The following is a 20,319-nucleotide window of genomic DNA, read 5'->3' on the forward strand; positions in this document are numbered from 1 at the left end:
TTGGAGAATACGAAAGCTGTTATGAAAAGGGCGAGTATAACGATTGGCAAAAACAATGTAAAGAAAGTGCGAAAGACGAATGTAAAAGTGCTAGTAAGAGCGATTACTATACCGATTATCGTATTAATTATTTGGCAGTTAGCCGGCGTATTCGATTTAGTTTCTAAAACAGTTTTACCAACGCCATTAGATATATTACTAGCTTTTCAAGAACTTATTAAAACAGGAGAGTTATTCGGTCATTTAAGTATCAGTGTATTTAGGGCTGCGGCTGGTTTCTTTATCGGCGGGAGTTTAGGAATTATTTTAGGAACGATTGTTGGATTTTCAACGAGAAGTGAGCAATATTTAGATCCATCTGTACAAATGTTAAGAACTGTACCTCATTTAGCTGTTGCGCCACTTTTCGTATTATGGTTCGGTTTTGGAGAAACATCGAAAGTATTATTAATTGCGGACGGTGCATTTTTTCCTCTATACGTAAACGCGTTTTTAGGGATACGAGGTGTAGATTCAAAGTTATTCGATGTTGCCAGAGTGTTAGAGTTTAGTAAAAGAAAATTAATTACAAAATTAATTTTACCAGCAGCATTGCCGAACCTATTACTCGGAGCAAGATTATCATTAGGAGTTGCATGGGTGAGTTTAGTAGTAGCAGAACTTATGGGGTCTACAGAAGGTATCGGCTATATGATTATGGATGCAAGGCAATTTTCAAATACAGATATCGTATTTGTCGGCATTATTATTTTTGCATTCGTTGGAAAGTTTTCTGATTCACTCGTACGTTTACTAGAAGTGAAGTTTTTAAGATGGCGAGATAATTTTAAAGGAGAGACAGGGAATTAACATATAAAGTGAAACTTTAATCAGTAGGGGACATCCCCCACTGATTATCAGCCCTCACCAATCGGGATCTTACTGCCCGCAAATAGCGGGGTAAATTATTAGGGGTAATTTATATAGAGTATGTTAGTATACGTTTCAAAATAAATAAGGGGTGTGTAAAGATATGGAATTATTATGGTTTATTCCGGCTTATGGAGATGGTCGATATTTAGGAACGACAAAAAGAGGAAGAGCAGCTGAATATGGTTATTATAAGCAAGTTGCACAGGCAGCTGATTATTTAGGATATACTGGTGTATTACTTCCAACTGGTCAAGGTTGTGAAGATCCATGGGTGTTAGCATCAGCTCTTGCGGCTGAGACAGAGAAATTAAAATTTTTAGTAGCAGTTAGACCAGGGTTAATGTCACCGACAGTTGCAGCGAGGATGGCATCTACATTTGATAGAATTTCAGATGGGAGATTACTTATTAATGTAGTAGCTGGAGGAGATCCTGTTGAATTGCAAGGTGATGGATTGTATCTTGAACATGATGAAAGATATGAAGTTGCAGATGAATTTTTAAAGGTTTGGAAGTCAGTATTACAAGGTGAAACGATCTCTTTAGAAGGAAAACATATTAAAGTTACGGAGAGTAAAGTTGTATTTCCTCCGGTTCAAACACCGTATCCACCAATTTATTTTGGCGGATCGTCCGCTGCAGGTAAAGAAGTTGCGGCTGAACATAGTGATGTATATTTAACTTGGGGAGAGCCACCAGAGCAAGTGAAAGAGAAAATAGATGAAGTAAAAAAACTTGCGGAAGAGAAGGGGCGTAACGTACGATTTGGTATTAGACTACACATAATTGTAAGAGAGACAGAAGAAGAAGCATGGGAAGAGGCTGAAAGGTTAATTCAATATGTAGATAATGAAACAATTGAGCTCGCTCAAAAAACATTTGTAAGATATGATTCAGTTGGACAAAAACGAATGACACATTTAAATAAAGGAACGAGAGAGTCGTTAGAGATAAGTCCTAACTTATGGGCTGGAATTGGGCTTGTAAGAGGTGGTGCTGGCACTGCGCTTGTTGGAGATCCGCATACAGTAGCAGAAAGAATAAAAGAATATGAAGCGTTAGGAATTGATACGTTTGTATTATCAGGATACCCCCATTTAGAAGAGGCATATGAAGTGGCAGAACTGTTATTTCCTTTATTGAAAGACGAGAAGGAACAAGAAAATAAAATTGTTGGTGAAATGATAGCTGATGCATATGCATTAAAAAAATAGTGAGAAATAAAGTTGAACCAATCGGCTATTAACAGGCAGTTTCACCTATGTTTTGCTTCATTTTGTTTACTGCCTGTTAATACGGGATAAAAAAACTCGCAAGTATTTCACTTGCGGGTTTTCGTCGTAAACTATTAGAAAATATGGTAAAATTAAATAGTAACTTAAGGTACGGTTGGTTGTTCAATTATCACTTCTCCAAATAGGAGGGGGGTGATAATACGTGAGTGAAATAGCGTTGCTACTGCAGGGTGGACTGTTTCTCGTTGCATTGTTAACGTTCGTCGTCGTTTTAATAGACAAGCTCAAAAAATAACAACCCACCTATGCCAATAGAATGTGGGTTGTTTTGTTTGTAAGAAACAAATAGGATAAATGAACAATCCAATCTGCTAAGTTACGTGGACTAGTGTGTAGCCGCACACTGGTCTTTTTTATTTATTTACAATTAATAATTGGTTTATGTGATTGTATTGTTCTTTTCATACTTATTATAACACAGTGTCTTTTCATCAAGAAAGGAGACCGTATGTTCTGATTTCGATTAAATAGTAGGTTTTTTTTCTTTAAATAGCCCATCCATATACTGTTTTAAAGTTTGGACATAAAATTCCTGCCTATTTACATCATTTACGCCGACAATTGGAGATGAAAGTTCATATCTCTTTTCTGATAAATGAACGACAACGTCAAATATATCAAATAGACGAATGAAACAGAACAGGCCATCTTTATCACTTAATAAAATAAAGTAATGGTTCTCGCTATTTGTATTTAATGTATTCCATAAAGAACTTTTACTTAAATCGCGAACTATACTTTTTTCTTTTAATTCCATAAAATCGGCATTTGATAGAATGTTAGAAATAACAATCGCATCTGGATCTTCAAAATAGCCATCAACAGCTTGGACAGCGAAAGTATAAGCTGTTTTTAATACACTCATTTTGTATTTACGGTTATCTAAAAGTAATTCACGTTGAATAGAGCTAGCTACTTTCGTTACACGTTCTTCTTTCCAAATTTCATTATGTAGCGAAATATCGTGCTTTTTACATAGTTTCATAATTAATGCATTGGAATAAAGTATTTCATCACTTACTTCAACAACATCTGTCTCAGCAGCCGCAAGTTCCTCACCATGTTCATTCGTATAGAGCGGGGAATCAATTTGTTTTTTCATTTGCTCAATCTTAAATTGACTTAATTTATGCCGAATTAAGGGGCGATCAATATTTGCTGTCATTTGTTCATGGCAAGTATCACAAATTGAGTTTGTGAAATAATATCCACATAATATTTCGGGGATGACATATTGTTCACTAAGTTCTTTCGTATCTTTTCTGCATATGATGCATTGTGTCATTTTTATCACCTTTACCTGCAAATTTGTATGTAATCTCATTGTAGTGTATTTATTGGTATTTTGGAATATTGTAAAGGAAAATATTATGTGAAATTCTTGCTTATTTTGGTACAATGAAGAGAAGTGCTAGTTTAAAGGAGGACGTTTTTTTGAAATCGAAAGTGCACTTTTGGACATTAGAAGTGCTAATGGTTGTAGCGATCATATTTATTTGCACAAAAATATCGTTTCTATTTCAACCGATTGGTATCTTCATATCAACGTTGTTTTTCCCAATCTTAATCGCGTTATTTTTATACTTCATATTTAACCCATTGTTAGTCTTTTTGGAGAATAAAAAAGTACCTAGAAATTTAGCGATTTTACTGTTATATCTTTTTATTATAACATTAACTGCAGTTGGAGTTGGGGTAGTTGTTCCAACGATCTCGCAACAGTTAATGGATTTAGTAAAAAATATGCCCGGTTATATTAAAGAGGGAAAACTATACATACAAGATTTATCCCATCATAGATTGTTTGAATGGTTATCTACACAAAACTATGTTTCCATTGAAACAATTGAAAAAAATGCAATTGAATACTTAAAGGATATACCAAACACAATTACGTCGAGTGCAACGGCTTTATTTGGTATTATAACGAACGTCGCATTAGTTATCTTTACAGTACCGTTTATTTTATTTTATATGTTTAAAGATGGACATGCGTTTCCAGGGAAAGCAGTTAGTCTATTACCTGAGTCTTACCGTGAAGAAGGACTTCGTATCATTAAGGAAACGAACGAAACATTATCTGCATATATTCAAGGACAAGCGCTCGTTTGTATATTTGTAGGTGCTTTTACTTTTATCGGTTATTTAATTATCGATTTACCGTACGCTTTCGTTTTAGGAATTATAGCAGCATTTACAAATATCATTCCTAACCTAGGTCCATTTATCGGTGCAGCACCAGCTGTTATTGTAGGTCTGTTCGTATCTCCGATGCAAGCGTTGTACGTAATTATTATCGTAACAATTGTACAACAGTTTGAAAGTAACATCATTTCACCGCGTATTATGAGTTCAAAATTAAATATCCATCCGTTAACAATTATTATTTTAATTTTAGGGGTAGGTAACTTTGCGGGAATTATCGGAATGATTTTGGCAGTACCAGTTTATGCAGTAACAAAAACAGTTGTATCGAACTTAGTGAGATTGTTTAAGACGAAACGAAGTAATCGAAAATAGTATAAGTTGAGAAAGATACACCGCTTTTTAAGTGGTGTATCTTTTGTTTGTTAATCAATGTAAAAAAGTGTATGCATAAACTTTTATTATATATTTATTACATATCAAATATAACGATAAACTTGTATGATATAGCCCCAATAAAACTATGTGGAATCCCTCTGAACTATCCAAATCATTTCCTTACAGCGTGCTAGCAACATCATAATCGACCCCTTTCAAATTTTATATTTTTAAAAGATTATAGATGAGAGTAGTACTTGCTTCTACGATCTCGAATTTCGTCTATAACCTGTTTATATTGTTGTTCTTGTTTTAATTCCGCATCAGAATAGTTTTTTTTCTGAATTGTAATTGTTAAAAAGAAAAGGTGAAACTTCATGATACATTCCTCCTTTCGAAAGGAATTATAGATGGCTACAGTAGTGACTTTGACGTTCTTTTACATCCTCCATAGCTTTATTAATTTGATGGTCATGCAATATCTCACTGTCTGAGAACTTAGTTTTGTGAATGGTGATCGTTAAAAAGAATACTTTAAATTTCATTTGTTTTTTCCCCTTTAAAAGTTATTTAGAAAAGACGGCTGTAATAAGAAGCTTGGTGCTCTTTCACTTCGTCCATAATAGTTTGAATGTGTTGCTCACGCAAAATCTCACTTTGAGAAAGCTTACGTTTTTGAATGGTGATTGTTAAAAAGAATGCTTTGAATTTCATGAAGGTATTGCTCCTTTAAAATATATTTTTAATACATTTGCGTATAGTATGAACTTTTAATGTCAGTCATTTTATCAGTCAGTTGTTTTAATTGTTGTTTACGAATGATTTCATCTTCGGATAAAGTGTTTTTCTGAAGTACAGTTGTAAAAAAGAAAATATGAAAAGTCATAAATGAATTCCTCCTTTCGAAAAGGAATTACAGGTGATCACAATAAAGCGCTTGGCGCTCCTTAACATCATTCATAGCTTTTTCAATTTGCTCATTATGAAAAATTTCATCTTTGGAAATTGTATTTCTTTGAATCGTAATACTTAAAAACAATACGCTAATGGTCATCGAATGTTGCTCCTTTCTTTAAAAAATAATATAAGAGGCTAAAAAATCGCACAAAAAAGCCACAGGAAGATATAGTTCTCCTATGGCTGGGCGTCAAAAGGCCACAGGAAAGTATACGACCTCCTGTGGCGAATTTATGAATTAATAGAAATAAAGTGCGATTTTCAATTCTCCATTAGGGTGGTCGAATTCATATTTAATTGTCCGAAAAACAAAGGTGCAGTTAACGCTAAAGTTAAAGCATGTAATTGTAATTTCATCATTTCCTTCGACCTCCTTTTAGAATTTTTTCTTACGTTAGTAAGTATATACAATTAATGGATAATTGTAAACATAAAAATTGAAAATTTTTAATTTTGATTAAAATGCGTATATTTTAAAGGGTTTTGGAAAGAAGTATTGTAATGAACGAAATATCGATAAAATGGGGGATGCTAAATGAAATATATGCATCGTAATGTAGTTGTTATGCTAACAATTTTTTTATGTATTACTGCTTGTTCTAGCGGAGAAAGAATAAAAGAAATATCTGATGTTGAACCTAGTGACTTTAAGAAATATGCTGGGACATACGTTGGTAATAACTCAGATGTAGTTGCAATTGTTAATCATTTACCCGGTGGTGATACATTTCAAAGTATTAGTTTGGAGAATGAAAGTATAAAGGTAAACTATGGTGCAAATGGAACTCTGACAGAAGACATTGTTGAGACGTATTGGTTTGATGGCAAGGACACAATGGAGAAGAATTTTCTCTTTAACGTTATTTATCTAGCGATTTTAGTACCAAATGCGAAAAGTTACGAGTTTCAAGTAGAAAATAAAAATTTCACGATAAAAAGAGAAGATATACTATCAATCTTGTATGAAAAATTTGATGATTTTCCAAAAGAAAATGATATATGGGATAAAAAGAAAGTAGTAAAGTTCCTTAACGATAATAGCGAAAAAATTACAATGTTTATAAATGAGAAAGAGTTTCGGAAATCTATATTTGTTAAATATCCAGTGCAGTAGTTGAAATGATAGGAGGAGAATAGGTTGAGTTAGTATACAAAATTACTTATCATCGAATGCAAGATCATTATTTACCTAAGTTATTACAGGCAATTAGCCTCGTTAGTGAAGAAGATTTGTGGAAACAAAGGGACTCTATTAATTCAATTGGTGGAATCGTACTGCATATTAGTGAACATATACAGAGAAATACTAGTCGTTATAAAAATCCAAATATAGTTTTTGAAAAGGGAATCGAGGAGTATTTTCCAGTAAAGCGACAACGTACTGAAGTTTTGCTACAGTACGTTGAAGAAGTATTTGATGAATGGAGAAAAGCATATTTACAAGCATGCGAAGAAAAAAAGCATATGGATCTTCATAGCTTATTACATTTAGCGGAGCATACAAGTTATCATTTAGGGCAAGTAGTAGATCGTACAAAGTCCATAACGGAACAACAATTTAACTTTTGTCAAAATGGAATAAATGAAAAGAATTTGAGAACAAGAGTTGAAACTTTGGAATTTTAGAAAAGAGAGTCATTCTTAAACGAATGACTCTCTTTTTTTGTAAAAGAAATTTATGGAAATAAAAATTTTAATGTGGTATGGTTAATTACATAAGTAATGAACCTAAGAACCTAAGGTGGTGAAATTGTGAAACCTACTCTGGAGCAAAATAAATTAATATACTTACAAATTGCAGAAACGATTGAATCTGATATTTTAAAAGACATATTACTTGAAGAAGAACAAGTTCCATCAACAAATCAATTTGCGAAGATGTTACAAATAAATCCAGCTACTGCAGCTAAAGGGGTAAATGTATTAGTGGATGAAGGGATTCTATATAAAAAGAGAGGGATTGGGATGTTTGTTGCAAAGGGAGCGAAAGAAGTCGTACTTAAAAAAAGACAAAATACTTTTATGACTGAATATTTACCTAAAGTGTGGGAAGAAGCAAAAGTACTAGAAATATCCAAAGATGAATTGATGGATATGATTCAAAAAATTACGAAGGAAGGGAAATAGGGATATTTCAGGAAAAAAAGATAAAGTAGATGAGTTTTCGATAAATAAAAAAATAATAAATCGAGAAGTTTATGGAAATAAGGGGATTGCTGTTATATGGGAAGAACTTTCTAATGAAGATTATTACTCTCTTGAAAAAGAAGGGTTACTGATTGATAGAATTACATTACAAAAACTATTTATACACATAACTGGTGGTGAAGTGAAATGACGATGTTAATGAAGCAATTGAAGTTACATATAAAATATCATTATAAAGCCATTCTTATTTTTTGGACTGTAGCATTACTTATAAAAGGAATTACAAGTGTAATGGATTTGAAAGAAATAAGAGAAGGATTTTTACAACATATATTAAATAATCCTTCGATTGCAATTACATTGTTTATAGTAGTAAGTACTTTTATCATACAGGATGATGTGTTTCGTTTAGCAGTTTCATTTGGAGTAACGAGATTACAGTTTTTCATTGGATCAGTTTTCTATATCTTATTACAAGCTGTGGTTTTCTCATTCCTTCAAGTGATTTTTTTAAAAAATACATTGTATAGTACAGTAAATATTAGTTTAGGAGAACAATCAGTTAAACAGTTTATTGTACAACTATTATTGTATCTTACAATAGCAACTTTCTTTCAAGTAGTAGTAGTGATTAAGAAACGTTTTAAGTGGATTGGTCTTATGATTGGTGGAACATTTTTTATATCATTGAATAGTGTGCTTTATGCAGAAGTAGGAATACAGGATTTAAATTCTACATCTAATCTATCTTTAATAGATATCCAATATTTTATTGTCATTTCAATTATATTAACTATCGTCTATGTCGTGACTAGCGGTATATTTATTCGAAAGGTATCATTTGAGCAAACAATTTAAAATATAATTAAGTATATATTTGAGGAGAGTAGGAAAAACAAATGGGAGACACTTCTTCACTAATTACAGTCTTTTTATGCATTGCACTGCTCATATTTTGGCGTCGTTATCGTTCTATGCATAAGCCAATAAAAGGAACAGGAAAACGTATTTTATGGCCATTACTATTTTTAACACCAGGTATTGTATGGTTTTTAGGTCCCGTACATCCAGCTATTTTACAAGTTATAATAGCAGCATTCATTGGAATTATTTTCGCCGTACCACTTATAGTACTAACAAATTACGAACGAAGAGAGGATGGGAATATTTATACGAAAAAAAGCGCAGCTTTTTTAATTACTTTTATTGCACTTGTCTTTTTAAGATATGGTTCAAGACAATATATTGTTGACTTAGATCAACAAACGATTGGTTTATTATTTTACGTAGTTGCAGTATCGTATATTATTCCGTGGAGAATAGCTAGTTATATAAAGTTTAGGAAAGTTTGGCGGGAAAATAGTAATCACACATTGTAAAAACAACGACTTCTCTATTTAGAAGTCGTTGTTTTGTAATCATTATATCGTATTCAACTAATCTTTTTTTCTATAAATCACCACTATATGGTAAAATTTTATAATATAGGAAATAAATGAGTAGTGTTCAAAAGAGACAAATGCATGAAGTGAAAAAAGGTCTTTGTGAGATGGGGGGTAAATCGATATGAGCTACTTTATTTCGTTAGTACTTGCTGTTTTATTAGCTTTTTCATATAAAATTGTTGATATTACAGTTAGCGTTGTTATTGGAAAAAAAGTTGTATCGTAAGATTAAAAATGAGCTTATTTATATATAGGGAACACTACTGACGATAATTAGTTATTTTTATGAAGATAATTATGTATTCCATTTACCAACTTACTATGAATCAATTGTTGTATTAATCTTGATTGCCGTGATAACGAATATTTTCATTTCACGATACTCAGGATATAATCCAAGTGGGAAAAAGAATATCTTAAACTTTGTAATTATGTATCCAATTTTTGAAGAAGTAATCTTTAGAGGGATGATTATACCAATACTTAACAACTCATTCTCAATACACCCTTATTTTGAAATAGCTTACATACCAGTTACGCTACCAATTCTAATATCTGCCTTTCTATTTGCTGTATCTCACTTACAATATTACAGCTTTAATCAGACTAGTATAAAATTTATGCTTTTCGCATTTTTAGGGGTAATCATACATGGTATGATTACGGATTCCTCACTATCAATTGTTTTTCCAATATTATTGCATGTAGAATTTAACTTACTTTCAGTATATTACTCAAAAAAACTGCAGTAAATTGATAATTAAGTTAGTGTATTTATAAATGAATTATTGAAATTTTATTAAAAAAAGCTAAGAAATGAGCTTTTTTACTACAGCTAACAAATTTTACGTCAATAAGCACCTCTAACGGGGGAACTAGTTGTTTTTTACGGTAGAAAAGATAATATCCCACATTTAGAGACTGTTTTAGTGTATAAAATCCGCATTTTAAAAAGCTGACAAAAGTCAGCTTTTTTTATCCGTAATATGAAGTAAAGCACCAATCGCACCGCTATTACCACCATCTCTTAAAAAGATTGGTGTTTTATTTTGATATTTTGTGTAGTTACTAATAATATTTTGAAGGTGTACGTTATTACATAGAGTGGAACCAATATAAATAATATGGTCAATGTTTTTTGTTTCGGCGAATTGAAGGCTTAATGCAGTAACAACTTCACCGACAAGTCCTTGCACAGTTGCTAGTATATCAGCACTACTAAAATTTGAATCTGTTTTGGTAGCTTTACCAAAATTGCTTGCAGTTAAGCTATTATCAATAGGAGAGAGAATGCCACCATAAATATCACCGACCGTAATATCTAGTTCTTTTCTAGAACCTAATTTTGTTAAAGGAATCACATCTTCAAAATGATCTATATTTGTTAACAATTTTGAAAGCCCCATAATAGTACCACCGCCAACACCCGTTCCACCAGCTCGAATATATTTTTCATTATAAACGTAATGAATGGAAGTACCTGTACCTATATTTGTTAAAATAAAGTTGTTTATATCATATTGCTCTTCTTTTAATATGTATCGGACACCTACAAGAGTAGCTTCAAATTCGTTTAGTTCTACTATATTATATGAGTCTGAAAGTAGTTGCTGTAATTGTTTTGCTTTACCACCTGTTATACATATTTGTTTTATACGAGTGCTTTTCTTAAGCCAATCTATTATTTTATCTTGTTCATTTGAATAAAATTTTTCAAAAGCTAATTGCTTTTGTTCGTTCAAATAAGCAATTTTCGTTAATGTTCCTCCAGCATCGATACCGATAGTACTTTCCATTTTCCTGCTCCTAACCAAGTAATTTGTTTACTCTGTTCATGTTGGTGAGACGAATTTGTAGGAGGGAGATATCCTGACGAATTACATCGTCTCTATTCTGCTTGATATATTAATAGCTTTTCTATAGTTACAATCGGCTGATCGTTAATAGTTGCAGTACCTTTACCGAGAATAAAACCTCGACGATTGCGAGTAAGCTTATAATGTAAATCAAGTTTATCACCGGGATATGCGTTTCCATGGAATTCAACCCCATCCAACGAAGAGAGGAAGCCTAGACCTTTAGAGTCACTTGTATTTACAAATGCACTAAGCTGAGCAAGTGCTTCTACAATTAACATATGAGGCATATGTTTTTGATTATCATTTATAAACCACTCATTATTTGAAATCAGTTTATATCCCGTAACAGATTCACCATGTTTTACATTTGTTACTTTATCAATCATTAAAAAAGGATAACGATGAGGAAGAGTGTCTTGAATATGCATATGAAAGTACCTCCAATAAATAATACCCCTGCTACAGTTAAGCAGGGGAGTTATCATTAATTTTTAACTAATTCATTTACTTTTTCAAGAGAAAAAATACCGCTTTTTCTAATGTTTTCAACAACTTGTTGTAACACTTCTTTATCTTGAACAAGTGCAATACGTACAAAGCCTTCTCCATGAGGTCCAAATGCATGACCTGGTGTAACAACGACATTCGCACGATCCATTAATGCATAAGCAAAATTTATCGAAGTCCAGCCTTTCGGAATTTCGGCCCAGACGAACATACTACCAGCTGGTTTATCAACATTCCAACCAAATGTTCGGAATCCATCAACTAAAGTATCTCTACGTTCTTGATAAATACCGCGATTTTTCTCACAAAACGCAGCGCCATTTCTTAGTGCCGCTGATGCCGCTTTTTGAATTGGTAAAAACACACCATAATCTGTATTTGATTTAAATTGAGTAAGTGCACGAACAATTTCTTCGTTTCCAATCATATATCCAATACGGCTACCTGCTAAACTATAACTTTTTGATAAAGAGTTGATTTCTACTCCAACTTCTTTAGCACCAGGTACAGAGAGGAAGCTAATTGGTTTATTACCATCAAAATAAAATTCAGCATAAGCAAAATCATGGACAACAATAATGTTATGCTTTTTCGCGAATGCAATTACCTCTTTAAAGAAATCTGCATGAGCCATTGCTGGAACCGGATTCCCTGGGAAGTTTAAAATCATCATCTTCGCTTGATCGGCAATTTCTTCAGGAATTAGCTCTAAGTTAGGTAAGAAATCATTTTCTTTCTTTAATGGCATGTAGTAAGATGTTGCACCAGCCATTTGAATTCCAGTTTCATAAGCTGTATATCCTGGATCCGGAACTAATATAATATCTCCCGGATTTGCATAAACCATAGGTAAATGAACGAGTCCGTCTTGTGAACCCATTAATAATAAAACTTCTTTATCGGCATTTAATTTAACGTTATGAGTGTTGTTGTAATATTCAGTTACAGCTTCGTGAAATTCTGGAATACCACTTAATGTGTATCCATAGCTTTCTTTTTCACTTGCTGTATGTACCATTTCTTCTCTTACGAAGTCAGCAGGCGGCATATCCGGATTCCCGATACTTAAATCAATCATTTTGTGACCTGCTGCAATTTTTTCTTTTTTATAAGCCCCTAATTCACTAAATATAGAAGATTGGAATGCTTTCATTCTAGTTGCTAACGTGTAAGTCATCAAAACCCCTCCTAAAAACAGTGTTTTCTTTCTGCGTTTTTAATTATTCTGAAAACACATGTTTACATTTTATCATTTTTTTATGAAAATTAAAACGATTGACAAATTTAGAGGGAGGATAATAAGGAGAAACATATAAGACGCAGAAAATATTTTCTGCGTCTTATATGAAGTGTAATCATTTCTTTTTATATGTACATAACTTTTCCACTGCATAAAAGTATACATTTAATTTGCCATCGACAACTTTTAAAGTTTGATCCGATGTAAATGAGTTACCATAATCAATGTGATATACATTAGAATTCTTTACAAATGAGCCTTTGTATAAATCTTCTTTTTCCTTTGATGTTTGCATCTCCACTAAATATTGAACAATTTTTTCTTTCTTTTCTTCTTTTACAACTGTTTCAAATTTATAAGATGCAGGGCAAAGACCATTTTTGTTGTCAACGACTTCCCAAGAACCGTATATATCATTATTGCTACATCCGCTAAGTAGAACGATGAATATTGGAATAATTAATAGAACCTTTTTCATTTTGTACTCCTTTCTTTTCATTTTTAATAAACGTGCGAATACGATACGAATATTGTAATAAATAAAGTTTAAATTTTTATAAAGAATTATTTAATTTCACATAAAAATTTAGGCGGAATTGAAAAAGCATGAATCTAGTGTAAAGTCAGATCCATGCCGAGTACAGTAGCCTATGTTATGTCTCTTTTGAGGAAAAATAAAGAGGAAAATAGGATTACTATCCCATTTAAAATATATATAATTGCAACAATGAAGGCTAGCCCACCTGCGCCAAATCCAGCTTTATCAAATATAGAAGCGAATGCTACGGTAGCAAAAAAACAATAGGAGTTAGTATTAAAAAAATGAAACCTGCGATAATTCTTCTTTTAAGGTTATGTCCAGATAAGGAAATTGCTAAAAAGTTTATGATGCTAAACAGAGCTAATACAAAAATAAAGATACTAAATAACTGCATACCATCAGACAATTTCGCACCTCCTGTATATATCATGTTAGTATACTGTATTCGAAAGTGAAAGAGGGTACTCCTTTAAATAATTATAATAAGCGTAATAAATAAGGCTTTATATAACAAAGACGCATGGATTAATCTAATATGGTCCATGCGTCTTTATTTATGCTATAAATTCGCAGATTGCGAAGGTTGTTTTTCATATTGTTTCTGTTTAGATAATGAAATGAAAATAATTAATAATGAAATCACACCGAAAATGAGAACCATATATTGCAATCCAATCGTATCTAAGAAGAAGCCTGTGCCGAGTAAGACAATTTGGAACATAACTCTCTCAAACATATTACGGAATGAGAAGAGACGACCATGATAGCTTTTTTCCACTTTCGTTTGGAAAATTGTCGACATAATAGGGAAGAAGCAACCAACACTAAAACCAAATAAACCAAATGATGTAAGAGACATCCATTTTATATCGCTAAAGAACAAGGAAAGGTGTGCAAAAGCGGTACAAACAGCGAAGAAATATAATAATTTTTCAGGTTTGAAATGGTCAGATAAACGTTTAATAACGAAGGCCCCTAACATAAATGCGACACCTTCAATTGTATATATAAAGCCTTTAATCGTTGGATCATGTTGCATTTCACTAATGTTGATTACCATTAAATTAAATCCGGCTATAAATAATAGAGGGATAATACTTAATATAAGTGCTGTAAAAGCAATAGGAATTCCTTTTAAAATACGAAATACTTCCATAAAGCTATTATCTTTCGCAGCTTGTTTACTTGGTGTTGTTGATTTCTTATCTTCGAATTGTAGGAAGAAAGTTGAGAGGAATAATAAAGCGTATGCTGCCATTGAGAAGGCATACATATACTGTAAACTCATTACAACTAAAAGAATTCCACCTAGTGAAGTACCTGCAATACGAGCGATTGTACCTACATTCATATGTACACCGTTCATCTGTAATAACTCATGCTCACGTACGATGAGTGGAATTACAGATTGTAATGCAGGGAAGTAAAATGCTGCAGAAATTTGAAGAGCAACCATAAATGCAATCATGAAGGCAATGCTTTCAAATTGGATAGCGAAAAACATAAAAATAACACTAATAACGCGACCGAACCCAGCATAAAGAAGAACTTTTTTCTTTTCATACTGATCGATAATACGACCAGCCATAGGACCAACTAGTACACCAGCTAATAGTCCGATAAATAATATAACTGATTTCATGAAATCAGAAGGGACATATTTTTGCATAAATTCAAGGTTGCCAAGAATACCAAGCCATAGCCCTAGACCAGCAATAAACTCCCCAATTAATACAATCCAAACATTTTTATTACGCCACATAATGTAAAACCTCTCCGTCTTTTAAAATGAAAAACTCGTATATAAAACCTCCTTATTTTATGTATTATTTTTAACGAACTTTTTTAGAGTCAGAGTCTATATTACGTGTTTCATGAGTGGATTTCAATCTTTTTGATTTGTCAAAAATTTGATTTGTTAGTTGCTAAAATAAGCAATGAAAATGTAAAAATTTTATGATGAAGTGTCTATTAAAAATAAGGATAAATATAAAGAAATTAGAAAAGCAAGAACGCATATACTACGTCTTGCTTTTCTCAAGTACAAAATTAAATATTAGATTGGCTTAGCAGCATTTACGTTCTTGTCCAATAGCTAAAGCGCTAAAAGATAGAGGACCAATAACTTCTGCACTTGCACCACTAGTTAGGTTTTCTACAGTTAATGAGTATTCGTGTGTTCCACTACTAACATTTTGATCTATAGCTTGAAATGTTTGAGCATAGAATTGTTCAGAATCTGTAGATTCAATACCTACTTGTGTATTAAAAATTTCAATGTTATCACGGAAAATTCGGAATAAAATTTGTGAAATCTCAGTTATACCTTCTACACCAACTGTAGCTATTAATTCTACTCGATTATTACGTGAATCTCTACTTGAAATTCTTAATTTCAAATTTGCTAGAATTGCTTTATTTGGAGAAGCTGGGATTGCAAAAGTTGTTTCACCAGTTTTACTTATAGGTTGAGTAGCTTGGTAATCAATGATATGAGTCATATTTGTCACCTCCTCATATACTAAAATATGAAATTTACGATAAAATAGCTTGGACAAATAATAGAATGTTTTAAGAGAATTGAGCAAAATTGATCAAAAGAGGGAGATTACATGAGGGCATCAAGAAATATATCACAATTACGTGATATATTTCTTGATGCTTTTTTTTATTAAGCAGAATATTCTTCTTTACGTACTTCGAAAAATTCATTACGACGTAAGTAATTATAAACTTTCTCGGAAACCTTTTCTTCTTCAGACATTAAGAAACGATGATCAAAAGCATAGAATGATTGACCTTTAATTAATTTTACGTAGTATATTTTACACGCCTCCTCTAGCATAATTGGAACTTAATTAATATTATGATGGCCTATATGCTTGTTAATCATACTTGGAGTTTCAAAGGATAGAAGCTACGTAAATTGAAAAAGCTTACAAAACTGTAATGTTGTTGTCACGTTTTCCGATAGTTAAAAATAACCAACCTCTCCTATACTAGAAATATGTAACATAAAATAAGGGGGGAAAAAGATGGATGAAGTAATTGGAGAAGTTGTAGCAGGTATGTGTGAATTTGTAGTTGAAGTAACGGCAGATGCTATTGGAAATTTAGTTTCTAGAAATAATGAGGAAAAAGAAACGATATAAAAATATAAAGGCTGATTTCTAAAGGGAAATCAGCCTTTATATTTTTATATTATATTAATATTATTTAAATATTTGTTTGTTAGGATGGAGATGAAACCAATATTGGAGGTGATTAAAATAAATATGCCGAGTTTGGGATTAGATTTATCTAATTCTCGTTTAATTATGGCGAATATAGACGAAAGGGAATATCATTTTATTATACGTGAACATCCGATTTTAGGGAAAATTATATCGCTACTTGAAAATGGAAAAGAATACGGCTTAATGGATAAACAAATCGCTAATAAAGATAAATTTATAAAATCGGAGCTTATTAAATTAGATTATTTTAACATAGATGTTCTACAGCATACACCTGAATGGATATGGATTGGTATGGATCAATTTGGTTTACATGCTCGTGAGGCTACTTATAACGAAGTAGACGTTATTATGAAGTTAAAAGAGGATTTATATTATATAGATGTATATGAAAAAGTAAAAATGTAATAAATATTTAGTCAGGTTAGGGGACAAGTTTCCGTAGCCTTTTTTGTTTAGGAATAAAACGTAAAATTTATATTATATTGATGATAGGAAAGCGTGATAAGAAGTAAGCTGAAAAGAGGATTTGAAAATACATAAAGAGAACTTTAATTATTATATGAATCCTATATGTAAATAACAATAGAAAGCAGATGATAAAATGAGTAAAGAAGAGCTTGTGAAACAACAGTTTGGTAATAATGCTGAAAAATATGTAAAAAGTAAAATTCATGCTAATGGACCAGACTTACAATATGTAGTTCAACAAGTTGAGTCTCGTCATAATAATCGTCTTCTTGATATTGCTACTGGCGGTGGACATGTTGCGAATATATTAGCTCCATTGTTTAAAGAAGTAGTTGCCTTAGACTTAACAGAAAAAATGTTAGAGAATGCGAAAAATTTTATTATCAGTAATGGACATGAAAATGTATCTTTTATTGCTGGAAACGCTGAAAGTTTACCGTTTGCTGATGGTTTTTTTGATACAATTACGTGCCGAATTGCAGCACATCATTTTACGAATCCACCTCAGTTTATATATGAAGTAAATCGTACGTTAGAACATAATGGATTGTTTATTTTAATAGATAATGTTTCACCGGAAAATAATGAATACGATACATTTTATAATTTTATAGAAAAAAAGCGGGATCCGAGTCATGAACGAGCGCTGAAAAAAACAGAATGGATTACCTTGTTAGAAAAAAACGGTTTGCAAATGCAGTCATGTCTTACTTTTGACAAGAGATTTGAATTTGACTGGTGGTGCGATATGATGAATGTACCTTTGCAGAAACGTATGAAATTAACAGAGTGTATGATGAAAACACCAGTTGAAATGCAAGAATTCTTTAATATTCAAATTGAAAATAATAAAATAAATTCGTTTTATACTGAAATGGCATTGTTTGTATGTAAAAAAAGCGCGACATTAAAAAGATAAATTTCTTGCAGTCTTTTCAAAGTACGTTATACTTAGTACAGAGAAAATGAGAATTGAGGAAAAGTAATAATGATTCGCGTACGTATTGAAGGAACTGAAGAAGAAATGCTTGAATTTATGGAGAAAATGCCGGACATTCCTGGATTTGAAAAAACACATATGAGAGAACCGAGAAAAGGGAATAATCCAAAATACGATTCAAGTAAGAATGTATTAGCATATTTATCATATAAAAGGATTGAAGTCGCCAATAAATAGGCGGCTTTTTTAGTTTGCACTGTTTCACAGCCTTGTCTTTTTTACATAATAATAATAGTAGATTATGTTGAAGAGGGGTGAGGATAGTTAAAAAGAAAATCATCTTTTTTGGAGACTTTGGTATTGACGATGCTGTGGCGTTAATTTATGCAAATAAAACATGTAAATTAGATATTATAGGTATTGTTGCTGAATATGGGAATGTATCGCGAGAAATCGTAACAGAAAATGTGTATTTTTTAGAAAGATACTATGCTACAGAAGTGAAAATCATTGAGGGTGCAGCTAGACCAATGACAGCGGAAGAACCATTTTTCTTTCCCGAAATTCATGGGGATCACGGTTTGGGACCGATTATTCCACCTGATATGAGGATTTGTAAACGGGAAAATTTTTGTGAGTTAATTAAATTAATCGAGCCTTGTCCAGAAGATATTATTATCGTAGCGACTGGACGATTAACAACATTGGCAACGTTATTTTTATTATATCCAAATGTAATGGATAAGGTATGTTCATATTATATTATGGGCGGTGCGTTTTTATTTCCTGGTAACGTTACTCCTGTATCAGAAGCTAATTTTTATGGAGATCCAATCGCCGCAAATATTGTGATGAAGTACGCAAAGAATGCGACTATTTATCCGTTAAATGTAACGCAAGCGGCCCTCATTACTCCTGAAATGGTGGATATTATTAATAAAGAAGGAACAGGACAGGCGAAACTTATTAAACCGATGATCGATTTTTATTATGAGAACTTTTATAAAAAAGAATACCCGGGTATTGCTGGAAGTCCGATTCACGATTTACTTCCGTTCATTTCCTTTATTAATGATGATATTTTTGAATATAAAAAGTCAGCAGTTTGGATCAGTACGACAAATGACGTAACAAGAGGACAAAGTGTGGCAGACTTTAGAAAAATAGCCGAGCCAACAACATTTGATAATAGACCAATTCAAAAAATTGCAGTTGGTTTTAACTATCCTGCATTTAAAGAAGAGTTTATGCGGACAATATTAAAGCCTGACTGTCCTTAATATGTGTATTACGAATAACATCAACCTCGAGTCGAAAAACTGGCCTTTCATTATTTTGAAATAATCTAATAGTTGATCTGTATGAATAACTATTGAAAAATGTAACATAACTAATGGTAAGCAATTGTTTCTAATTATATTTTGATTGGTAAAATATAAAGGAGGTTATCATATGATTTGGTCTTTAATCGTCGGTGGTATATTAGGATGGCTTGCGAGCTTAATTACTGGAAAGGACGTACCTGGTGGTGTAATTGGTAATATTATTGCTGGTATTATCGGTTCATGGATTGGTTCGAAATTACTTGGTAGTTTTGGTCCAGTCATTGGTGGATATGCAATTATTCCAGCTTTAATCGGTGCGATCGTTTTAATTTTCATCGTAAGCTTCTTATTACGAGCAATGCGAAAATGAATGTAAGGACTGTTTACATTTGTAAGCAGTCCTTTTTATATGTTATGCTAGTATTATACAATCAGGAGGTGTCAGCATTGAAAACATTTACAGTAAATTTCCATCAAGAAGATAATGCTAAAGCGACAACAGTACATAAATTAAGTGAAGAGGACTTCAACAAAGCAACAGAAAAAGGCACTCGTCATCTATTTGATTTAGATACAAACGTTGGATTCTTCGTATTCTTTGACGCAGAAGATGCAGAAGGAAACGATCAATACTTAATGTTACAATACGAAGGTGATCATGAAGAGCCAACTGCGTGCTACGGATTTGATTTAAAACTATACTATCAATTTTTAGCACTGTACTTAAATGATCTTGAGTTCCAAGGTGAAACAGATGAAGAAGAGGAAGAGTATGGCCCAATTCATCATTTAGCTCACTTACTTTATCATATTGTTGAAGATGGTAAGTCAATCGAAGTGTAAAAATACATATGTAAAGCTGTCCTTTTTGGATAGCTTTTTTTTATTATTATGATGAATGTTATGGTTTGCATTATGGTA

At 32.3% G+C, this 20,319-nt stretch carries 28 protein-coding genes and 3 pseudogenes; 17 read left to right on the top strand and 14 right to left on the bottom strand.

From position 1 onward, the window contains the following. The 3 genes from AC1DMU_RS05240 to AC1DMU_RS05250 all read left to right on the top strand — a co-directional run bounded on the left by AC1DMU_RS05240 (position 1) and on the right by AC1DMU_RS05250 (position 2,441). A complete protein-coding gene (locus tag AC1DMU_RS05240) occupies positions 1 to 849 on the top strand; it encodes an ABC transporter permease (protein ID WP_048566196.1) in 849 nt (282 codons plus the stop codon). 163 nt (positions 850 to 1,012) lie between these two features. Beyond that, entirely contained in the window at positions 1,013 to 2,125 is a 1,113-nt protein-coding gene (gene ssuD, locus AC1DMU_RS05245) for an FMNH2-dependent alkanesulfonate monooxygenase (RefSeq protein ID WP_088063763.1), read from the top strand. A gap of 223 nt (positions 2,126 to 2,348) precedes the next feature. Beyond that, entirely contained in the window at positions 2,349 to 2,441 is a 93-nt protein-coding gene (locus AC1DMU_RS05250; protein ID WP_001289320.1) for a putative holin-like toxin, read from the top strand. A 228-nt stretch (positions 2,442 to 2,669) separates the two neighbouring features. Here AC1DMU_RS05250 and AC1DMU_RS05255 read toward each other — a convergent pair whose 3' ends face one another. Then, entirely contained in the window at positions 2,670 to 3,491 is an 822-nt protein-coding gene (locus AC1DMU_RS05255; protein ID WP_060487133.1) for an HNH endonuclease, read from the bottom strand. 149 nt (positions 3,492 to 3,640) lie between these two features. Here AC1DMU_RS05255 and AC1DMU_RS05260 point away from each other — a divergent pair, with 149 nt between their 5' ends. Then, on the top strand, positions 3,641 to 4,726 hold the full coding sequence (locus AC1DMU_RS05260) for an AI-2E family transporter (RefSeq protein WP_000837880.1): 1,086 nt from the start codon (positions 3,641 to 3,643) through the stop codon (positions 4,724 to 4,726). A 241-nt stretch (positions 4,727 to 4,967) separates the two neighbouring features. Here AC1DMU_RS05260 and AC1DMU_RS05265 read toward each other — a convergent pair whose 3' ends face one another. From AC1DMU_RS05265 to AC1DMU_RS05285, 5 genes are read right to left on the bottom strand one after another with little or no spacing between them, the layout of a single operon-like run. Beyond that, on the bottom strand, positions 4,968 to 5,108 hold the full coding sequence (locus AC1DMU_RS05265) for a YrzI family small protein (RefSeq protein WP_064473550.1): 141 nt from the start codon (positions 5,106 to 5,108) through the stop codon (positions 4,968 to 4,970). A gap of 25 nt (positions 5,109 to 5,133) precedes the next feature. After that, positions 5,134 to 5,274: a YrzI family small protein gene (locus tag AC1DMU_RS05270; protein ID WP_064469812.1), complete on the bottom strand. Its 141-nt coding sequence runs from the start codon at positions 5,272 to 5,274 to the stop codon at positions 5,134 to 5,136. Positions 5,275 to 5,299: 25 nt separating this feature from the next. After that, the gene (locus tag AC1DMU_RS05275; RefSeq protein ID WP_017560126.1) at positions 5,300 to 5,443 is read right to left on the bottom strand and encodes a YrzI family small protein; all 144 of its coding nucleotides are present in this window, start codon (positions 5,441 to 5,443) and stop codon (positions 5,300 to 5,302) included. A 28-nt stretch (positions 5,444 to 5,471) separates the two neighbouring features. Beyond that, positions 5,472 to 5,615 carry a YrzI family small protein gene (locus AC1DMU_RS05280; RefSeq protein WP_000142721.1) on the bottom strand — a complete coding sequence of 48 codons (144 nt, stop codon included), beginning with the start codon at positions 5,613 to 5,615 and terminating at the stop codon, positions 5,472 to 5,474. A gap of 27 nt (positions 5,616 to 5,642) precedes the next feature. After that, positions 5,643 to 5,783: a YrzI family small protein gene (locus AC1DMU_RS05285; RefSeq protein ID WP_000156189.1), complete on the bottom strand. Its 141-nt coding sequence runs from the start codon at positions 5,781 to 5,783 to the stop codon at positions 5,643 to 5,645. Between the two features lie 438 nt (positions 5,784 to 6,221). Here AC1DMU_RS05285 and AC1DMU_RS05290 point away from each other — a divergent pair, with 438 nt between their 5' ends. The 7 genes and pseudogenes from AC1DMU_RS05290 to AC1DMU_RS05320 all read left to right on the top strand — a co-directional run bounded on the left by AC1DMU_RS05290 (position 6,222) and on the right by AC1DMU_RS05320 (position 10,031). Continuing rightward, complete coding sequence (locus AC1DMU_RS05290; protein WP_088063761.1) at positions 6,222 to 6,800, top strand: DUF4825 domain-containing protein; 579 nt, start codon at positions 6,222 to 6,224, stop codon at positions 6,798 to 6,800. Between the two features lie 56 nt (positions 6,801 to 6,856). Beyond that, positions 6,857 to 7,312: a DinB family protein gene (locus AC1DMU_RS05295; protein WP_088063760.1), complete on the top strand. Its 456-nt coding sequence runs from the start codon at positions 6,857 to 6,859 to the stop codon at positions 7,310 to 7,312. A gap of 126 nt (positions 7,313 to 7,438) precedes the next feature. Beyond that, positions 7,439 to 7,813, top strand: coding sequence for a GntR family transcriptional regulator (locus AC1DMU_RS05300; protein ID WP_000805192.1), 375 nt, complete (start codon positions 7,439 to 7,441; stop codon positions 7,811 to 7,813). A 4-nt stretch (positions 7,814 to 7,817) separates the two neighbouring features. Continuing rightward, positions 7,818 to 8,024, top strand: a pseudogene (locus AC1DMU_RS05305) (ABC transporter ATP-binding protein); the annotation flags it as partial. Continuing rightward, the gene (locus AC1DMU_RS05310; RefSeq protein WP_088063759.1) at positions 8,021 to 8,692 is read left to right on the top strand and encodes a DUF4052 family protein; all 672 of its coding nucleotides are present in this window, start codon (positions 8,021 to 8,023) and stop codon (positions 8,690 to 8,692) included. The pseudogene AC1DMU_RS05305 and the gene AC1DMU_RS05310, both read left to right, overlap by 4 nt. 41 nt (positions 8,693 to 8,733) lie before the next feature. Beyond that, a complete protein-coding gene (locus AC1DMU_RS05315) occupies positions 8,734 to 9,213 on the top strand; it encodes a CcdC family protein (protein WP_088063758.1) in 480 nt (159 codons plus the stop codon). Positions 9,214 to 9,400: 187 nt separating this feature from the next. Beyond that, positions 9,401 to 10,031, top strand: a pseudogene (locus AC1DMU_RS05320) (lysostaphin resistance A-like protein). Between the two features lie 213 nt (positions 10,032 to 10,244). Here AC1DMU_RS05320 and coaW read toward each other — a convergent pair. The 8 genes and pseudogenes from coaW to AC1DMU_RS05360 all read right to left on the bottom strand — a co-directional run bounded on the left by coaW (position 10,245) and on the right by AC1DMU_RS05360 (position 16,250). Continuing rightward, positions 10,245 to 11,075, bottom strand: a complete 831-nt coding sequence (coaW, locus tag AC1DMU_RS05325) for a type II pantothenate kinase (RefSeq protein ID WP_088063757.1) — start codon at positions 11,073 to 11,075, stop codon at positions 10,245 to 10,247. 92 nt (positions 11,076 to 11,167) lie between these two features. Beyond that, positions 11,168 to 11,566: a 3-hydroxyacyl-ACP dehydratase FabZ family protein gene (locus tag AC1DMU_RS05330; protein WP_088063756.1), complete on the bottom strand. Its 399-nt coding sequence runs from the start codon at positions 11,564 to 11,566 to the stop codon at positions 11,168 to 11,170. A 56-nt stretch (positions 11,567 to 11,622) separates the two neighbouring features. Beyond that, positions 11,623 to 12,822: an LL-diaminopimelate aminotransferase gene (locus AC1DMU_RS05335; RefSeq protein ID WP_142291760.1), complete on the bottom strand. Its 1,200-nt coding sequence runs from the start codon at positions 12,820 to 12,822 to the stop codon at positions 11,623 to 11,625. Between the two features lie 178 nt (positions 12,823 to 13,000). Further along, the gene (locus AC1DMU_RS05340) at positions 13,001 to 13,363 is read right to left on the bottom strand and encodes a hypothetical protein (protein ID WP_061673347.1); all 363 of its coding nucleotides are present in this window, start codon (positions 13,361 to 13,363) and stop codon (positions 13,001 to 13,003) included. Between the two features lie 170 nt (positions 13,364 to 13,533). Next, positions 13,534 to 13,820, bottom strand: a pseudogene (locus tag AC1DMU_RS05345) (hypothetical protein). Positions 13,821 to 13,985: 165 nt separating this feature from the next. Continuing rightward, the gene (locus tag AC1DMU_RS05350) at positions 13,986 to 15,188 is read right to left on the bottom strand and encodes an MFS transporter (protein ID WP_000269247.1); all 1,203 of its coding nucleotides are present in this window, start codon (positions 15,186 to 15,188) and stop codon (positions 13,986 to 13,988) included. A gap of 304 nt (positions 15,189 to 15,492) precedes the next feature. Further along, a complete protein-coding gene (exsC, locus tag AC1DMU_RS05355; RefSeq protein ID WP_088063754.1) occupies positions 15,493 to 15,927 on the bottom strand; it encodes an exosporium protein ExsC in 435 nt (144 codons plus the stop codon). Between the two features lie 170 nt (positions 15,928 to 16,097). After that, positions 16,098 to 16,250 (bottom strand): YqbF domain-containing protein, encoded by a 153-nt coding sequence (locus AC1DMU_RS05360; protein WP_071723536.1) that lies wholly within the window; start codon positions 16,248 to 16,250, stop codon positions 16,098 to 16,100. Positions 16,251 to 16,701: 451 nt separating this feature from the next. Here AC1DMU_RS05360 and AC1DMU_RS05365 point away from each other — a divergent pair, with 451 nt between their 5' ends. The 6 genes from AC1DMU_RS05365 (at position 16,702) to AC1DMU_RS05390 (ending at position 20,241) form a co-directional block, all read left to right on the top strand. Further along, complete coding sequence (locus AC1DMU_RS05365) at positions 16,702 to 17,070, top strand: hypothetical protein (RefSeq protein ID WP_088063752.1); 369 nt, start codon at positions 16,702 to 16,704, stop codon at positions 17,068 to 17,070. Positions 17,071 to 17,266: 196 nt separating this feature from the next. Continuing rightward, positions 17,267 to 18,052 carry a class I SAM-dependent methyltransferase gene (locus AC1DMU_RS05370; RefSeq protein ID WP_088063751.1) on the top strand — a complete coding sequence of 262 codons (786 nt, stop codon included), beginning with the start codon at positions 17,267 to 17,269 and terminating at the stop codon, positions 18,050 to 18,052. A 69-nt stretch (positions 18,053 to 18,121) separates the two neighbouring features. Continuing rightward, the gene (locus AC1DMU_RS05375) at positions 18,122 to 18,310 is read left to right on the top strand and encodes a DUF3970 family protein (protein ID WP_088063750.1); all 189 of its coding nucleotides are present in this window, start codon (positions 18,122 to 18,124) and stop codon (positions 18,308 to 18,310) included. 77 nt (positions 18,311 to 18,387) lie between these two features. After that, the gene (locus tag AC1DMU_RS05380) at positions 18,388 to 19,353 is read left to right on the top strand and encodes a nucleoside hydrolase (RefSeq protein WP_088063749.1); all 966 of its coding nucleotides are present in this window, start codon (positions 18,388 to 18,390) and stop codon (positions 19,351 to 19,353) included. A gap of 172 nt (positions 19,354 to 19,525) precedes the next feature. Further along, a complete protein-coding gene (locus AC1DMU_RS05385; protein WP_000638305.1) occupies positions 19,526 to 19,768 on the top strand; it encodes a GlsB/YeaQ/YmgE family stress response membrane protein in 243 nt (80 codons plus the stop codon). A gap of 77 nt (positions 19,769 to 19,845) precedes the next feature. Continuing rightward, on the top strand, positions 19,846 to 20,241 hold the full coding sequence (locus AC1DMU_RS05390) for a hypothetical protein (RefSeq protein WP_000847587.1): 396 nt from the start codon (positions 19,846 to 19,848) through the stop codon (positions 20,239 to 20,241). Positions 20,242 to 20,319: the final 78 nt, after the last annotated feature.

The sequence above is a fragment of the Bacillus sp. 01N45 genome (assembly GCF_056399205.1).

Excerpts from the sequence above, each read along its gene's own strand:
- AC1DMU_RS05315 (WP_088063758.1), top strand. The coding sequence starts at position 8,734 with ATGGGAGACACTTCTTCACTAATTACAGTCTTTTTATGCATTGCACTG.
- AC1DMU_RS05285 (WP_000156189.1), bottom strand. The coding sequence starts at position 5,783 with ATGACCATTAGCGTATTGTTTTTAAGTATTACGATTCAAAGAAATACA.
- AC1DMU_RS05340 (WP_061673347.1), bottom strand. The coding sequence starts at position 13,363 with ATGAAAAAGGTTCTATTAATTATTCCAATATTCATCGTTCTACTTAGC.
- AC1DMU_RS05350 (WP_000269247.1), bottom strand. The coding sequence starts at position 15,188 with ATGTGGCGTAATAAAAATGTTTGGATTGTATTAATTGGGGAGTTTATT.
- AC1DMU_RS05295 (WP_088063760.1), top strand. The coding sequence starts at position 6,857 with ATGCAAGATCATTATTTACCTAAGTTATTACAGGCAATTAGCCTCGTT.
- AC1DMU_RS05270 (WP_064469812.1), bottom strand. The coding sequence starts at position 5,274 with ATGAAATTTAAAGTATTCTTTTTAACGATCACCATTCACAAAACTAAG.
- AC1DMU_RS05280 (WP_000142721.1), bottom strand. The coding sequence starts at position 5,615 with ATGACTTTTCATATTTTCTTTTTTACAACTGTACTTCAGAAAAACACT.
- AC1DMU_RS05365 (WP_088063752.1), top strand. The coding sequence starts at position 16,702 with ATGCCGAGTTTGGGATTAGATTTATCTAATTCTCGTTTAATTATGGCG.
- AC1DMU_RS05335 (WP_142291760.1), bottom strand. The coding sequence starts at position 12,822 with ATGACTTACACGTTAGCAACTAGAATGAAAGCATTCCAATCTTCTATA.
- AC1DMU_RS05385 (WP_000638305.1), top strand. The coding sequence starts at position 19,526 with ATGATTTGGTCTTTAATCGTCGGTGGTATATTAGGATGGCTTGCGAGC.
- AC1DMU_RS05275 (WP_017560126.1), bottom strand. The coding sequence starts at position 5,443 with ATGAAATTCAAAGCATTCTTTTTAACAATCACCATTCAAAAACGTAAG.
- ssuD (WP_088063763.1), top strand. The coding sequence starts at position 1,013 with ATGGAATTATTATGGTTTATTCCGGCTTATGGAGATGGTCGATATTTA.
- AC1DMU_RS05290 (WP_088063761.1), top strand. The coding sequence starts at position 6,222 with ATGAAATATATGCATCGTAATGTAGTTGTTATGCTAACAATTTTTTTA.
- coaW (WP_088063757.1), bottom strand. The coding sequence starts at position 11,075 with ATGGAAAGTACTATCGGTATCGATGCTGGAGGAACATTAACGAAAATT.
- AC1DMU_RS05375 (WP_088063750.1), top strand. The coding sequence starts at position 18,122 with ATGATTCGCGTACGTATTGAAGGAACTGAAGAAGAAATGCTTGAATTT.
- AC1DMU_RS05265 (WP_064473550.1), bottom strand. The coding sequence starts at position 5,108 with ATGAAGTTTCACCTTTTCTTTTTAACAATTACAATTCAGAAAAAAAAC.
- AC1DMU_RS05370 (WP_088063751.1), top strand. The coding sequence starts at position 17,267 with ATGAGTAAAGAAGAGCTTGTGAAACAACAGTTTGGTAATAATGCTGAA.
- AC1DMU_RS05255 (WP_060487133.1), bottom strand. The coding sequence starts at position 3,491 with ATGACACAATGCATCATATGCAGAAAAGATACGAAAGAACTTAGTGAA.
- AC1DMU_RS05330 (WP_088063756.1), bottom strand. The coding sequence starts at position 11,566 with ATGCATATTCAAGACACTCTTCCTCATCGTTATCCTTTTTTAATGATT.
- exsC (WP_088063754.1), bottom strand. The coding sequence starts at position 15,927 with ATGACTCATATCATTGATTACCAAGCTACTCAACCTATAAGTAAAACT.
- AC1DMU_RS05310 (WP_088063759.1), top strand. The coding sequence starts at position 8,021 with ATGACGATGTTAATGAAGCAATTGAAGTTACATATAAAATATCATTAT.